This window comes from Amnibacterium flavum (assembly GCF_003097495.1).
GTDB classification, from domain to species: domain Bacteria; phylum Actinomycetota; class Actinomycetes; order Actinomycetales; family Microbacteriaceae; genus Naasia; species Naasia flava.
On record NZ_QEOP01000002.1, the window covers coordinates 832,076 to 847,241 of the forward strand.

General features: G+C 70.7%; 16 protein-coding genes. All 16 read left to right on the top strand.

Annotated features, from left to right (window positions below; all coding sequences use genetic code 11):
• Positions 1-78 precede the first annotated feature (78 nt).
• The 16 genes from metK to lgt all read left to right on the top strand — a co-directional run bounded on the left by metK (position 79) and on the right by lgt (position 15,089).
• Positions 79-1,293, top strand: a complete 1,215-nt coding sequence (gene metK, locus DDQ50_RS11630; protein ID WP_116756881.1) for a methionine adenosyltransferase — start codon at positions 79-81, stop codon at positions 1,291-1,293.
• Between the two features lie 12 nt (positions 1,294-1,305).
• Entirely contained in the window at positions 1,306-3,135 is a 1,830-nt protein-coding gene (locus DDQ50_RS11635; RefSeq protein WP_116757418.1) for a primosomal protein N' family DNA-binding protein, read from the top strand.
• A 27-nt stretch (positions 3,136-3,162) separates the two neighbouring features.
• Entirely contained in the window at positions 3,163-4,092 is a 930-nt protein-coding gene (gene fmt, locus DDQ50_RS11640) for a methionyl-tRNA formyltransferase (protein WP_116756882.1), read from the top strand.
• Complete coding sequence (locus DDQ50_RS11645) at positions 4,089-5,471, top strand: RsmB/NOP family class I SAM-dependent RNA methyltransferase (protein ID WP_116756883.1); 1,383 nt, start codon at positions 4,089-4,091, stop codon at positions 5,469-5,471. The genes fmt and DDQ50_RS11645 overlap by 4 nt, the downstream gene beginning before the upstream one ends.
• Positions 5,472-5,737: 266 nt before the next feature.
• Positions 5,738-6,406, top strand: coding sequence for a ribulose-phosphate 3-epimerase (gene rpe, locus DDQ50_RS11650; protein WP_116756884.1), 669 nt, complete (start codon positions 5,738-5,740; stop codon positions 6,404-6,406).
• A 60-nt stretch (positions 6,407-6,466) separates the two neighbouring features.
• The gene (locus DDQ50_RS11655) at positions 6,467-6,730 is read left to right on the top strand and encodes a phosphoribosyl-ATP diphosphatase (RefSeq protein WP_116756885.1); all 264 of its coding nucleotides are present in this window, start codon (positions 6,467-6,469) and stop codon (positions 6,728-6,730) included.
• A gap of 61 nt (positions 6,731-6,791) precedes the next feature.
• Entirely contained in the window at positions 6,792-7,631 is an 840-nt protein-coding gene (gene hisG / locus DDQ50_RS11660) for an ATP phosphoribosyltransferase (RefSeq protein ID WP_116756886.1), read from the top strand.
• A gap of 2 nt (positions 7,632-7,633) precedes the next feature.
• Positions 7,634-8,398 (top strand): imidazole glycerol phosphate synthase subunit HisF, encoded by a 765-nt coding sequence (hisF, locus tag DDQ50_RS11665; protein WP_116756887.1) that lies wholly within the window; start codon positions 7,634-7,636, stop codon positions 8,396-8,398.
• The gene (gene hisI, locus DDQ50_RS11670) at positions 8,395-8,820 is read left to right on the top strand and encodes a phosphoribosyl-AMP cyclohydrolase (RefSeq protein ID WP_116756888.1); all 426 of its coding nucleotides are present in this window, start codon (positions 8,395-8,397) and stop codon (positions 8,818-8,820) included. The genes hisF and hisI overlap by 4 nt, the downstream gene beginning before the upstream one ends.
• Entirely contained in the window at positions 8,801-10,330 is a 1,530-nt protein-coding gene (locus DDQ50_RS11675; RefSeq protein WP_116756889.1) for an anthranilate synthase component I, read from the top strand. The genes hisI and DDQ50_RS11675 overlap by 20 nt, the downstream gene beginning before the upstream one ends.
• Positions 10,331-10,395: 65 nt before the next feature.
• Positions 10,396-10,926 carry a Trp biosynthesis-associated membrane protein gene (locus DDQ50_RS11680; protein WP_165829793.1) on the top strand — a complete coding sequence of 177 codons (531 nt, stop codon included), beginning with the start codon at positions 10,396-10,398 and terminating at the stop codon, positions 10,924-10,926.
• Positions 10,927-10,988: 62 nt separating this feature from the next.
• Positions 10,989-11,222 (top strand): DUF6704 family protein, encoded by a 234-nt coding sequence (locus DDQ50_RS11685; RefSeq protein ID WP_116756890.1) that lies wholly within the window; start codon positions 10,989-10,991, stop codon positions 11,220-11,222.
• Positions 11,223-11,231: 9 nt separating this feature from the next.
• Complete coding sequence (gene trpC, locus DDQ50_RS11690) at positions 11,232-12,002, top strand: indole-3-glycerol phosphate synthase TrpC (protein ID WP_116757420.1); 771 nt, start codon at positions 11,232-11,234, stop codon at positions 12,000-12,002.
• Positions 11,999-13,225 (top strand): tryptophan synthase subunit beta, encoded by a 1,227-nt coding sequence (gene trpB / locus DDQ50_RS11695; protein ID WP_116756891.1) that lies wholly within the window; start codon positions 11,999-12,001, stop codon positions 13,223-13,225. Before trpC ends, trpB begins: the two co-directional genes overlap by 4 nt.
• Before the next feature lie 5 nt (positions 13,226-13,230).
• On the top strand, positions 13,231-14,064 hold the full coding sequence (gene trpA / locus DDQ50_RS11700; RefSeq protein WP_116757421.1) for a tryptophan synthase subunit alpha: 834 nt from the start codon (positions 13,231-13,233) through the stop codon (positions 14,062-14,064).
• A gap of 11 nt (positions 14,065-14,075) precedes the next feature.
• A complete protein-coding gene (lgt, locus tag DDQ50_RS11705) occupies positions 14,076-15,089 on the top strand; it encodes a prolipoprotein diacylglyceryl transferase (RefSeq protein ID WP_116756892.1) in 1,014 nt (337 codons plus the stop codon).
• Positions 15,090-15,166: the final 77 nt, after the last annotated feature.

Genomic DNA, 15,166 nt, shown 5'->3' on the forward strand with positions numbered 1-15,166 from the left:
GACGGCCCAGCGCCGCACGGATCATGTGGGCGCCATCCGATCGGGCCGACAAATCCCGCGCATTCCTTGGAGCTCCTATTGGCTGCGCTGCGCCTCTTCACATCCGAGTCCGTGACCGAAGGTCACCCCGACAAGATCTGCGACCAGATCTCCGACTCGATCCTCGACGCCCTCCTCGAGCAGGATCCCGAGAGCCGGGTCGCCGTGGAGACCCTCGTGACAACCGGGCTCGTCCACGTCGCGGGCGAAGTCACCACGGAGGGGTACGCGGACATCCCCGGCATCGTGCGCTCGCGCATCCGCGAGATCGGCTACGACTCGTCCGAGAAGAGCTTCGATGCCGAGAGCTGCGGGGTCTCCGTCTCGATCGGTGCGCAGTCGCCCGACATCGCCGGCGGCGTCGACCGGGCGCTCGAGGCACGCGAGGCCGATGCCGACGGCACCTCGGTCGATGCGCTCAGCACCCTCGGTGCGGGCGACCAGGGCATCATGTTCGGTTTCGCGACGACCGAGACTCCCGAGCTCATGCCCGTGCCCATCTGGCTGGCGCACCGTCTGGCCGAACGCCTCGCCTTCGTCCGCAAGGAGGGCATCCTCGACTACCTGCGCCCCGACGGCAAGACGCAGGTCACGGTCGGCTACGAGGGCCTCACGCCGCGCTCCGTCGAGACGGTCGTGCTGTCCACCCAGCACGCGCCGCACATCGAGACCGCCCGGCTGCAGGCAGAGGTCGCCGAGGCCGTCATCCGTCCCGTGCTCGAGGCGAGTTCGCTCGACAGCGACGCCGTCAAGCTGCTCATCAACCCGACGGGCCGATTCGAGATCGGCGGACCCAAGGGCGACGCGGGGCTCACCGGTCGCAAGATCATCGTCGACACCTACGGTGGCGCGTCGCGGCACGGCGGGGGAGCGTTCAGCGGCAAGGACCCCTCGAAGGTCGACCGCTCCGCCGCCTACGCCATGCGCTGGGTCGCCAAGAACGCGGTCGCCGCCGGATTCGCCGAGCGCTTGGAGCTGCAGGTCGCCTACGCGATCGGCCGCGCGGCACCCGTCGGGCTCTACGTCGAGACGTTCGGCACCGGGGCCCTCTCCGACGACGAGATCATCGCCGCGATCGACGAGGTGTTCGACCTCCGCCCCGCCGCCATCATCCGCGACCTCGACCTCAAGCGCCCGATCTACGCGCAGACCGCTGCGTACGGCCACTTCGGTCGCGACCTTCCCGACTTCACCTGGGAGAGGCTCGACCGCGTCGGCGCTCTCCGTCGGGCGGCGGGTCTCGGCGCCGCCTGATCCGTGACCACGATGCCCACCGACGGACCCTCCGCGCCGCCCGGCGAGCACCGTGTGGCGAGCGTCCTGATCGACTCGCCGCTGCCGCAGCTCGACCACCTGTTCGACTACCGCATCCCCGATGCGCTCGTCGGCCAGGTGGTTCCCGGTGTGCGGGTGAAGGTTCCGCTGCGGGTGGCGCGCCGCATCGCCGATGCGCTCGTGGTGACGACCTCGGCGACCAGTGAGGTGCCGGGCGAGCTCACCCCGATCGAGGAGCTCGTCTCGCCGATCCCCGTCCTGACTCCCGAGGTCTTCGCCCTCGCGCGCGCGGCAGCCGACCGGGCGGCCGGCAACGCGAGCGACATCCTCCGACTCGCGGTGCCCCGACGTCATGTCAGGGTCGAGAAGGCGTGGCTCGAGCGCGAGATCCTCCCCGAACAGCCGCTGCCCGCCGCGCCCGACGTCACCGGGTTCTCCGACGACGCCCTGGGTGCGGGGCGGCACGCTCTCGCCGCACCCCCGGGAGTCGTCGAGGTCGACGGCACGTGGATCGGCGAGTGGGCGGTCACTCTCGCCCGGCTCGCCGTCGCTCAGCTGGCACAGGGTCGCAGCGCGATCCTCGCCGTCGCCGACTACCGCGACCAGGACCAGCTGACGCTCGCCCTCGCCTCCCTCGTCGAGCCGCACTGGGTCGTTCGGGTCGATGCGCGGCAGACGGCGCCCGCCCGGTACAGGTCGTTCCTCGAAACGCTCGAGCCTGCTCCGCGGATCGTCATCGGTGCGCGGTCGGTCGTCTACGCCCCGGCGCACAGGCTCGGGCTCATCGCGTTCTGGAACGACGGGGACGGGCTCTTCGCCGAGCAGCTGGCCCCCTACGTCCATGCCCGCGACGCGGCGCTCATCCGCCAGGAGCAGTCGGGCTGCGCGCTCGTCTTCGCCGCCCATTCCCCGTCCAGCGCCGTCGAGCGACTCGTCGGGCTCGGCTGGCTGACGATGGCCGAGCCGGTTCGCAAGCGCACGCCCCGGGTCGTGCTCACCCCCGAGGACCCGACGTCGCCCCGGATCCCGCACGCCGCCTGGCGCGCCGCCAGCGAGGCCCTCGCGGCCGGGCCGGTGCTCATCCAGGTCGCCCGCCCCGGCAGCGCCGCGCTCGAAGCGCGCGGCAGGGGCGAGCCGATGGCGGCGGACGCCGGACAGACGGCGCACGATCTCGCCCGGGCCTTCCCCCGGGTGCGGGTGATCCTCGCCGACGGTGAGCACCCGGTCGAGCGGATCGGGTCGGAACCGGCACTCGTCATCGCCACTCGGGGTGCAGAACCGATCGCGGCCGGCGGCTACCGTGCCGTCCTTCTGCTGGACGGGCCGCGCATGCTCTCCCGGGAGAGCGCCCGCGTGGCCGAGGACTGTCTGCGCTGGTGGTCGGCGGCCGCGAGTCTCGCGGCACCCGGTGCGGCGGTCCACCTCGTCGGGATCGACGGTGACCTGGGTCTCGCAATGGCCACCTGGCGGCAGAACGACTTCATGGCTCGCGAGGTGGCGGAGCGCAAGCATCTGCGCTTCCCGCCCGCCGTCCGGATCGCCTCGGTCACCGGAACTTCCCGCCTCGTATCCGACGCGGTCAGTGCGGCAGAGGCCGCCGGTGCCCAGGTGCTGAGCACCGAACCCGTCGACGGTCCCGGATCGGGGTCCGTCCGCACCGTGCTGCGCTTCGACTACGGACACGGCGCGGCGGTCGCCGGGGCTCTCCGCACCGCGATCGTCACCACGGCCACCGGGCGACGCCGTCCGGCCAAGGACGAGCGGGGTTTCCGGCCGCCGCCTACACTCAGAGTCCGGATGGATGACGTCGATGCACTCTGACCCGCAGAGCCCGTATGGAGGCCGACGATGAAGATCGTGTTCGCCGGCACGCCCGCGGTCGCGGTGCCGAGCCTCGACGCCATCGCGTCGAGCGGGCACGACATCGTCGCGGTCGTCACCCGTCCCGATGCCCCTCTCGGCCGCAAGCGCGTCCTCACCCCGTCACCGGTCGGTCTGCGGGCGGAGGAGCTCGGGCTCCCCGTTCTCAAAGCCGCTCGAGCGGACGACGAGCTGACCGACGCCATCGCGCGGCTCGCGCCCGACCTGGGAGTCGTCGTCGCCTACGGCGCCCTGCTGCGACAGCCGCTGCTCGATACTCCGCGGCTCGGCTGGATCAACCTGCACTTCTCGCTCCTCCCGCGTTGGCGCGGCGCGGCCCCGGTGCAGCACGCGGTCATCGCCGGCGACACGGTCACCGGAGCGAGCGTCTTCCAGCTCGAGGCGGGCCTCGACACCGGACCGGTCTTCGGCACGATCGAGCAGCCGATCGCACCGCACGCCACATCGGGCAAGCTCCTCGAGACGCTCTCGCACAGCGGCTCCGAACTGCTGCTGTCCGTCGTCGACGCCCTCGCGGACGGCTCCGCCACCGCCGTCGCGCAGGTCGGCGAGGTGACGCTCGCCCCGAAGCTCGGCATCGTGGATGCGGCCATCGACGCCGGGCGGAGCGCAGCCGAGGTGTCCGGACGCATCCGGGGGACCACGCCCGAGCCGGGCGCCTTCGTGACGATCGACGGTCTCCGCCTCAAACTCCTCGATGCCGCCATCGCCCTCGATGCTCCACGCATCGAGCCGTACGTCATCGAGTCGCACGGCGGTCGCCTGCTGCTCGGCACGGCGACGGACCCCATCGAGCTCACCAGCGTGCACCCGGCGGGCAAGCGCCCGATGCCGGCGCTCGACTGGTGGAGGGGACGCGGCGATCGCGGGCCCGTGCGAGTGGATTCGCCCTCATGAGCGCGCCCGCAGCCGTGCATGCCAAGACCGCGCGGGACATCGCGCTCGACGTCATCCGAGCCGTCAACACCGACGACGCCTACGCCAACCTCCTGCTGCCGGCGAGACTGCGACGGGCGGGCCTGAGCACCCCGGACGCCGCCCTCGCCACCGAGCTGACCTACGGCACGCTCCGGCGCTCCGGCTACTACGACAGGGTCATCGAGCTCGCCGCCGGCCGGTCCATCGACCGGATCGACGCGCCCCTCCGCGACATCCTGCGCCTCGGCACCCACCAGCTCCTGTCGATGCGCGTCCCGCCCCACGCCGCCGTCAACGAGGCCGTCCAGCAGGCCAAGAGCTCGGGGAAACGCTCCGGCACCGGGTTCGTCAACGGCGTCCTCCGTTCGATCGCCCGAGTCGACCGGGAGGAGTGGCAGCACCGTGTACTCGGCGACTCCGCGGACGACGACAGCAGACTCGCCGTGCTGCATTCGCATCCGAGCTGGGTGGTCAGCGCCCTGCGCGATGTCCTCGACGCCGACGGGCAGGGATCCGAGCTGACCTATCTGCTCGAGGCCGACAACGCCCCTCCCAAGGTCGGGCTGGTCGCTCTGCCCGGTCTCGCCGATCGCGACGGGGACCTCGCGCCGCTGCCGCATACCGAGTTCTCCCCGCTCGGAGTCGTTCTCAGCGGGGGAGACCCGCTCGACGTCAGTGCCGTCGCGGCCGGTCGCGCGCGCGTCCAGGACGAGGGCTCCCAGCTCGCCGCCCTCGCGCTGTCGCGGGCGCGCCCCGTCGTCTCCGGCGAGAAATGGCTCGACATGTGCGCGGGTCCTGGCGGCAAGGCCGCGCTCCTCGCGGCGGAGGCCGCGATCGGCGGCGCGCACGTCACCGCGAACGAAGTGGTGCCCGCTCGAGCCCAGCTCGTCCGGAACGCGCTCGAGGTGCTCCCCGGCGATCCCGTGGTCGTGGAGGGCGACGGTCGTCGCTTCTCCGATCAGCCCGGCGCCTACGACCGGGTCCTGCTCGACGCCCCGTGCACCGGACTCGGCGCGCTCCGGCGCCGCCCCGAGTCGCGCTGGCGCAAGCAGCCGAGTGATGTGGAGGCCCTGGTGCCTCTTCAGCGCGAGCTCCTGGACGCCGCGATCGCCGCGACAGCGGTCGGCGGCCTCATCGCCTACGTCACCTGCTCTCCCCATCTGGCCGAGACGCGCGAGGTGGTGGCCGACGCGCTCGCCCGTCACCCGGGCCTCCGAGCGGTCGACACCCCGGCGGTGCTCGACGAGGTGACGGCGGGGAGCCTGAGCCGGGCGAAGGTCGGCGATGCCGTTCAGCTGTGGCCCCACCGCCACGGCACCGACGGCATGTTCATCGCGCTGCTGTCGAAGAACGCCTGACCCAGACACCACCCGCGCCTGCGGATATTCCGGGCTTGTACGCACCTTCCGGCGTCTCTATATGTCCGGAACGCACGAGTTCGGTGGGCTAGTCCTGCCAGGCCACCGGGCATCCGAACCCGTGAACACCGAACCGGCAGGCCTGAGTCCGCACGTTCCGGACAGATGTGCACGCCGGGACGTGCGTATCTGACCGGAATTTCCGCAAGACGGACGGCGGGACGCTTCGGATCCAGTTCGGGCCGGAGCCGCGACAGAATAGGAGCGTGTCGATCCGCATCCATCCGAGTATCCTCGCCGCCGACTTCGCGAACTTCGAGAGCGAGCTGAGGCGGATCTCGCGGGCCGATTCCGCGCACGTCGACGTGATGGACAACCACTTCGTCCCGAACCTCACCTTCGGGCTGCCCGTGGTCGAGCGTCTCGCCGAGGTGAGTCCGGTCCCGCTCGATCTGCATCTGATGATCGACGACCCCGACCGATGGGCGCCCGACTATGCGACGGCCGGTGCCGACTCGGTGACGTTCCACGTCGAGGCGGCTCGCGAGCCGGTGACGCTCGCCCGGGCGATCCGCGCGAAGGGCGCGAAGGTCGGCCTCGCCCTCAAGCCGGGTACTCCGGTGGAGCCGTGGCTGGACCGTCTCGACGAGTTCGACATGATCCTCGTGATGACGGTCGAACCGGGCTTCGGCGGTCAGGAGTTCATGCACGACATGATGCCCAAGGTGCGCCTCGTCGCCGATGCGGCGAAGACCGGCGGCCACCCCACCCGGGTGCAGGTCGACGGCGGGGTCGGGCCGGCCACGATCGGCGAAGCGGCGCGAAACGGCGCCGACACGTTCGTCGCCGGGTCGAGCGTGTTCCGCAGTCCCGACCCCGACGCGACCATCCACGAGCTGCGTCGCCTCGCCGAGAAGGCCGTCGGACGGGCCTGACCTCGCCCGCGCGCGCCGCGGGACGGGGTGCGTGTCCGACGAACCGGTAGCCTGTGAGGCGTGAAGACCTTCGACGAACTGTTCGCGGAGCTCGCCGACAAGGCGGCCACACGCCCCGAGGGCTCCGGCACCGTCGCAGAGCTCGACGCGGGCGTGCACGCCATCGGCAAGAAGATCGTCGAGGAGGCCGCTGAGGTGTGGATGGCGGCGGAACACGAATCCGACGACCGGTTCGCCGAAGAGGCATCCCAGCTGCTGTACCACGTGCAGGTCATGCTGCTCGCCCGGGGACTCACACCGGCCGACGTGTACCGACATCTCTGACGCCCCGGCTGCGAGGCCGGACCGTCCACTCCTTCCCGTCGACCATCCTGCAGAGAAGACCATGTTGAAGATCGCAGTGCCCAACAAGGGCACGCTCAGTGAGAACGCCGTCGCGATGCTCCGCGAGGCGGGCTACGCGGTTCGCCGCGACCCCAAGGAGCTCATCGTCGCCGACCCGCGCAACCAGGTGGAGTTCTTCTACCTGCGCCCCCGCGACATCGCCACCTACGTCGGGTCGGGAGCGCTCGATGTCGGCATCACCGGCCGGGACCTCCTCCTCGATTCGCACTCCACCGCGAAGGAGGTCGAGGCGCTCGACTTCGGAGCGTCGACCTTCCGCTTCGCCGGGCCCATCGGCGGGTTCACGACGCTCGGCGACCTGACGGGCAAGCGGGTCGCCACCAGCTACACCAGCCTCGTCGGCGACTACCTCGAGGCCCAGGGCATCGAGGCGAACCTGATCCACCTCGACGGGGCTGTCGAGTCGGCTGTCCGCCTGGGCGTCGCGGACGCCGTCGCCGACGTCGTCGAGACCGGATCGACCCTGCGCAAGCAGGGCCTCGAGATCTTCGGGCCCGTCATCCTCGAGTCCAACGCCGTGCTCGTCTCGAACGATGCCGCCGTGGCCGGACTCGACACCCTGCTGCGCCGCCTCCAGGGGGTGATGGTCGCCCACCAGTACGTGCTGATGGACTACGACCTCCCCACCGCGCTCATCGACGTCGCGACCGCGATCACGCCCGGCTTCGAGTCGCCGACCGTGTCACCGCTGCGCGGCGACGACTGGGTGGCGGTCCGCGTCATGGTTCCCCGGGACGACACCAACGAGCTGATGGACCGTCTGTACGAGATCGGGGCGCGGGCGATCCTCGTCAGCCCCATCCACGCCGCGAGGATCTGACCGTGTCGCTCGCCGTGCGGGTGATCCCGTGCCTCGATGTCGCAGCCGGTCGCGTCGTGAAAGGCGTCAACTTCCAGAACCTGCAGGACGCCGGCGACCCGGTCGAGCTGTCGCGCCGCTACTTCGAGCAGGGCGCGGATGAGCTGACGTTCCTCGACGTCACCGCGACGACCGAGGAGCGGGCCACGACCTACGACGTCGTCCGACGCACCGCCGAGCAGGTCTTCATCCCGCTGACCGTCGGCGGGGGAGTGCGCTCCACCGAGGACGTCGCGCGTCTTCTCGCGCACGGCGCCGACAAGATCGGCGTCAACAGCGCCGCGATCGCCCGTCCCGCCCTCATCGCCGAGATCGCCGACCGGTTCGGCGCTCAGGTCGTCGTCCTCTCGCTCGATGTCACACGCAGCGCCGAGGCACCGTCCGGATTCGTCGTCACCACGCACGGCGGACGCAGGCTGACCGACATCGACGCGATCGAATGGGCGCAGCAGGCGATCGAGCTCGGCGCGGGAGAGCTGCTCGTCAACTCCATCGACGCCGACGGCACCAAGGCCGGATTCGACCTCGAGCTCATCGCCGCGATGCGCGAGATCAGCAGCGCCCCGGTGATCGCATCGGGCGGCGCGGGCAAGGTCAGCGACTTCGCCCCGGCCGTCGCGGCGGGAGCCGATGCGGTGCTCGCCGCGTCCGTGTTCCATCAGGGCACGCTCACGATCGGCGACGTCAAGCGAGAATTGGCGGCGGAAGGTGTGGTGATCCGCTCATGACCATGACGACGGCGCAACTCGGCGAGGCTCTCGACGCCGCGCGATTCGACGCGAACGGTCTGCTGCCCGCGATCATCCAGGAGGAGAGCACGCGCGATGTGCTCATGCTCGGCTACATGGACCGTGAAGCCCTCCGGCGCACCCTCTCGGAGGGCCGGGTGACCTTCTGGTCGCGCAGCCGGCAGGAGTACTGGCGCAAGGGCGACACGTCCGGCAACGCCCAGCACGTCCGCGGTGCGGCCTTCGACTGCGACTCCGACGCGCTGCTCGTGACCGTCCACCAGACCGGCCCCGCCTGCCACACGGGCGCCCACGCCTGCTTCGACGTCGGGCCGCTCGACCCTTTCACCGCACTCCCCGGGGATCCCCTCCCCGCCGATACCGACTCTCCCGGAGAAACCGATGCCCAGCACGACGCGTGAGCAGTTCGAGGAGCTCCACCGCGACCACCGGGTGATCCCGGTCGTCCGCGAACTGTTCGCGGGGGAGGAGACCCCGGTCGGGATCTTCCGCAAACTCGCTCTGCGCGCGAGCGGCGAGCCCCGGCCCGGCACGTTCCTCCTCGAGTCCGCGGAGCAGGGCGGGATCTGGTCGCGCTGGTCGTTCGTCGGGGTGTCCTCGTTCGGCGTCCTCACCCAGCGCGACGGTGCCGTTGCCTGGCAGGACTACGGCATGCCCGCCGAGCGTGTGCTGGGCGATATCTTGGTCGGCCCGATCGACGCGCTCGGGGCCATCGTCGAACGCTGGAGGACTCCCCGCATCGAGGGGCTCCCGCCGCTGACCGGCGGCCTCGTCGGTTTCATCGGATGGGAGGCGGTCCGTCAGCTGGAGCGTCTGCCCGGTGCGCCGGAGGCCGACTACGAGGTGCCGGGGCAGGCGATGAGCTTCGTCTCCGAACTCGTCGCCGTCGACCACCGCATGGGCACCGTGCTGCTCGTCGCGACCGCTCTGTCCGACGGCGAGGAGACCCCCGACGAACTGTGGGCCGACGCCCAGCGCCGGCTCGACTCGCTGCAGCGCCGCCTCGCCCAGCCGATCGAGGCGGACCTCTCCGAGGTCGACCTCTCGGTGCCGGTCGATCCCGCCCTCCGCACGCCGCGCGGCGAGTTCTTCGCGGCCGTGGACCGCTCCAAGGAGTACATCCGCGAGGGCGATATCTTCCAGGTCGTCATCTCGCAGCGCTTCGAACTCGACCTCACCGCGTCGGCGCTCGATGTCTACCGGGTGCTCCGCACCCTCAATCCGAGCCCGTACATGTACCTGCTCGCCTTCGAACGGCTCGACGGCACGCCCTACTCGATCGTCGGCTCGTCGCCCGAGGCGCTCGTCAAGGTGTCCGACGGCCGGGTGTTCACGCACCCCATCGCCGGTTCGCGCCCGCGTGGCGCCACGCCCGAGGAGGACAGCGCGAACGCGGACGACCTCCTCGCCGACCCCAAGGAGCGGGCCGAGCACCTGATGCTCGTCGATCTCGCCCGCAACGACGTGCTCAAGGTCTGCCGGTCGAATTCCGTCGAGGTCACGGAGTTCATGCGGATCGAGCGGTTCAGTCACATCATGCACATCGTCTCCTCCGTCGAGGGCGACCTGCGCCCGGACCGCAACGCGGTCGACGTCTTCCGGGCGACTTTCCCGGCCGGCACGCTCTCAGGAGCGCCCAAGCCGCGGGCGCTCGAGATCATCGACGAGCTCGAACCCGCGCAGCGCGGCGTCTACGGGGGAGTCGTCGGGTATTTCGACTTCGCGGGCGATGCCGATCTGGCCATCGCCATCCGCACGGCGCTCCTGTCGGACGGGGTCGCCCGGGTCCAGGCGGGGGCGGGTCTCGTGGCCGACTCCGACCCGGCGACGGAGTACATCGAGTCGCAGAACAAGGCGGCCGCTCCTCTGCGCGCCGTCGCCGTCGCGAACGCTCTGAGGAGGGTCAACTGACCTCCCTCCGCGCGGCCGCACCGCCCGCACGGCGGGCAAAGAACGCGAGCATCCTCGGGATCATCGTGACCTCGGGTCTCGTGCTCATCTGCGGCAACCTGACCTGGTTCACCGTGCAGCTCGGCACGGCACCGCTCGAGGTGACGGGTCAGAGCGCGGCACCCGCGCTCAGCGGTCTGGCTCTGGCAGGTCTCGCCCTCGCGGGAGCGCTCAGCATCGCCCCGCTGATCCTGCGCTACATCCTCGGCGCCCTGCAGACACTGCTCGCCCTCGTGTCCGCCTCGGCGGTCCTGCCCGTCCTGTCCGACCCCATCGCAGGAGTCGCCGCCGCCGTCACCGACGCGACCGGCATCCAGGGCGACGAGTCGGTGCGCGGCATCGTGGTCTCGCTGGAGTCCTCGCCGTGGCCCGTCGTGAGCCTCGCCGCCGCCATCGCCGGAGCACTCGTCGGCCTGCTCGTCATCGTCACGGCGCGCCGCTGGCCGACGCCCGGTCGCAAGTACGACGCCCCCGTCGAATCGCGGACCGCCGAGCCGGCTGCCCGCGGTCGGGAGGACGACTGGGACGCACTGACGCGCGGTGAGGACCCGACCTGACGCCGATCCACCCGCCCCGCATGCAGCGAGCGGCCCGGCGCGTGCCTCTAGAATCTGTTGTCATGAGCAACGAGCACACCGAACCGGGCCACGGAGACTCGCCGGCCGCGTGGACCGCGGTCGTCATCATGCTGGTGGGCTTCGCCGTGGGCACAGCAGCTCTCTTCCTCGACCTGTACCCGGTCGTCTACGTCGGCGGCGCGATCGTCATCCTCGGTCTCATCGTCGGCTGGGTGATGAAGCGCGCGGGGTACGGCGTCAACGGGCCGCGCTACGTGCCCAAGGCGCACAACTAGCCGGTGTCCATACTCAGCGACCTCGTCGAAGGGGCGCGTGCCGACGCCGCAACCAGGCGCGAGAACACCCCCCTCAGCGATCTCGAGCGCGCCGCGGCCGATGTCGCTCCCGCACTCGACGCCCTCGAGGCACTCCGCCCGGCCGAGAAGGTCAAGATCATCGCCGAGGTCAAGCGCAAGAGCCCCTCGCGCGGCCACCTCGCCGACATCCCCGACCCGGCCGAGCTCGCCTCGACCTATGCGGGTGCCGGTGCGAGCGCGATCAGCGTGCTGACCGAGGAGCGCCGCTTCGGCGGTTCGCTCGACGACCTCCGCGCGGTCCGGTCCGCCGTCGACATCCCGATCCTCCGCAAGGACTTCATCGTCGAGGAGTACCAGGTCTTCGAGGCACGGGCGGCGGGAGCCGATCTCGTGCTACTCATCGCCGCGGCGCTCGATCAGCGCCGGCTCCACGAGCTGCACGAACTCGTCGGCGAGCTCGGCATGACCGCGCTCGTCGAGACCCACGACGAGGACGAGGTGCTCCGCGCGCTCGACGTCGGCGCGCCCATCATCGGCGTGAACGCGCGCGACCTCGGAACGTTCGAGCTCGACCCCGACCTGTTCGGCCGTCTCGCGGGGGGCATCCCCGGCTCCGTGGTCCGCGTGGCCGAGTCGGCCGTCAAGCAGGCCGCCGATGTCGCCCACTACCGAGCCGCGGGGGCCGATGTCGTCCTCGTCGGCGAAGCTCTCGTGACCGGGGACCCGGCCGCCCGACTCGAGGAGTTCCTGGCCGTATGACGAGCGACACCCGCACCAGCCTGCAGGAGCAGGGGCCGTACTTCGGCGCCTACGGCGGACGGTACGTCCCCGAGTCCCTCATCGCCGCTCTCGACGAGCTCACCGAGGCGTGGGAGGCCGCGAAGGCCGACCCCGCCTTCCATGCCGAGCTCGACGCGCTGCACCGCGACTACACGGGCCGCCCCTCGATCATCACAGAGGTTCCCCGCTTCGCCGAGCACGCCGGTGGCGCACGCATCATCCTCAAGCGCGAGGACCTCAACCACACCGGATCGCACAAGATCAACAACGTGCTGGGCCAGGCGCTGCTGACGAAGCGCATCGGCAAGAAGCGGGTCATCGCCGAGACCGGTGCCGGTCAGCACGGCGTCGCGACCGCCACCGCTGCGGCTCTGTTCGGTCTCGACTGCGTCGTCTACATGGGCGAGGTCGACACCGAGCGTCAGGCGCTCAACGTCGCCCGCATGCGACTGCTGGGGGCCGAGGTGGTCCCCGTCACCGCCGGATCCCGCACCCTCAAGGACGCCATCAACGAGGCCATGCGCGACTGGGTGACGAACGTCGACACGACGAACTACGTCTTCGGCACCGTCGCCGGACCGCACCCGTTCCCAGCGATGGTCCGCGACCTGCAGCGCATAATCGGCGACGAGGCGCGCGAACAGGTCCTCGCGCTCACCGGCGCCCTGCCCACCGCCGTCGCGGCATGCGTCGGCGGGGGGAGCAATGCCATGGGCATCTTCACCGCGTTCATCGACGACCCCGACGTCGCCCTCTACGGCTTCGAGGCCGCAGGAGACGGTGCTGAGACACCCCGCAACGCCGCGACCATCACGAAGGGCCGCCCCGGCGTGCTCCACGGCGCGCGCAGCTACATGCTCCAGGACGAGGACGGGCAGACGCTCGAGTCGCACTCCATCTCTGCCGGACTCGACTATCCAGGCGTGGGTCCAGAGCACGCATGGCTCGCGGACCTCGGACGCGCCCAGTACCGCCCGATCACGGACACCGAGGCGATGACCGCCCTGCGGCTCCTCGCGCGCACCGAGGGCATCATCCCCGCGATCGAGTCGGCGCACGCCCTCGCGGGCGCGCTCGAACTCGGCAGGGAGCTCGGCCCCGACTCCGTCATCCTCGTCAACCTGAGCGGCCGCGGCGACAAGGACATGTCGACGGCGGGCGCCTGGTTCGACCTCATCGACGCCGACGCGGACCAGGTGTGACCTCCATGACAGACACAGCAACCTCCTCCGTCGAGAAGGCGATCGCCGACCGCCGTGCCGCGGGCAGCGGTGCCCTCGTGGGCTACCTGCCCGTCGGATTCCCCGACCTCGGAACCAGCATCGACGCCGCGGTGGCGCTCGTGGAGAACGGGGTCGACGTGCTCGAACTCGGGCTCCCGTACTCCGACCCGGTCATGGACGGCCCCGTCATCCAGGCCGCGACCCAGCAGGCGATCTCGAACGGGTTCCGCCTCCGACACGGCTTCGAGGCGGTGCGAGAGGTCCGCGCCCGCGTCGACGCCCCCGTGCTGCTGATGACCTACTGGAACCCCGTCCTCCAGTACGGGGTCGACCGGTTCGCCGACGATCTCGCCGAGGCCGGGGGAGCCGGGCTGATCACGCCCGACCTGATCCCCGACGAGGCCGACCTGTGGCTCGCCGCGTCCGACCGAGCCGGACTCGACCGGGTCTTCCTCGCGGCGCCCTCGTCCTCCGACGACCGACTCCGCCACGCCGTCGAGATCAGCCGCGGATTCGTCTACGCCGTGTCGACGATGGGCATCACCGGTGCGCGGTCCGATGTCGACAAGGCGGCGCGGCTGCTCGTCGACCGGCTGCGCGGCGTCGGCGCCGAGAGCGTCTGCGTCGGAATCGGGATCTCCACTGCCGAGCAGGTCACCGAGATCCTCGGATACGCCGACGGAGCGATCGTCGGGTCGGCTCTCGTCAACGCTCTCGCCCAGGGCGGAGTATCGGCGGCCGCCGAGCTCGCAGCGCGACTGGCCGAGGGCACCCGCGCGGCGTCCCGCAGGCCTGACGCCGGTCCGTCGGCACTGTAGTAGCCTCGAGGATCGTGACGCCGCTCAGCATCCCGAGTCCGCCCTACGAATTCCAGGGCATCGAACTCGGCATCTTCGACATCAAGACCTATGCGCTCTGCATCCTGGTCGGCATCGTCGTCGCAGCCCTTCTGACCTCGCGCCGCCTCACCAAGCGCGGCGCCGAGCCGGGCGTCATCATCGACATCGCCCTCTGGGCCGTCGTCTTCGGAATCCTGGGCGCGCGCATCTGGCACGTCGCCACCCACCCCGCCGACTACTTCTTCGTCGAGGGCCGCAACCTCATCGACACCCTGTACAACATCGTGGCCATCTGGGAGGGCGGCAACGCCATCTTCGGCTCGCTCGTCGGCGGTGCGTTCGGCATCTGGATCGCCTCCCGCACGACGGGACTCCGCTTCTGGTCGATCGCCGATGCTCTCGCCCCCGGGCTCCTCTTCGCCCAGGCGATCGGGCGTCTCGGCAACTGGTTCAACCACGAGCTGTTCGGCCAGCCGACCGACCTGCCGTGGGGTCTCGAGATCGAGTACTCGAACTCCGCCTACCCGATCGGCCTCGCCGAGGGCACGCTGTTCCACCCGACCTTCCTCTACGAGATCCTCTGGAACGTCTTCGGCGCCGTCCTCATCCTCCTGATCGAGCGTCAGTGGCGCCTCCAGTGGGGCAAGGTCATCGCCCTCTACCTGATCTGGTACGGCTCGGGCCGCATCTGGTTCGAGTCGATCCGCGTCGACCCGAGCGAGGTCATCTTCGGTCTCCGCAGCAACGTGTGGGGCGCGATCCTCGCCGTCGCGCTCGGTGTGATCATCTGGATCGTGCAGACGAGGCGTCACCCCGGCATCGAGCCCGGCCCCTACCGCCCCGGCAAGGAGTGGGTCGCCCCCGGCAAGGCGGTAGACTCCGTCTACACCGCCTCGGATTTCGAGCACGGCGACGATGCCGAATCTCCCTCCGACCCTGCGAAGGGTGAGGGAGCAGGTGCAGGTCGTCCGCCCGCCACAAGCGGTAGCGCATCCCGACCGTAGCGCCACACCGGCAGTTTTCCGCCGTCTTGCGTCGACTCAGCGCACACCATCACCCGCAAGCGCGGGTGGGGCCCATT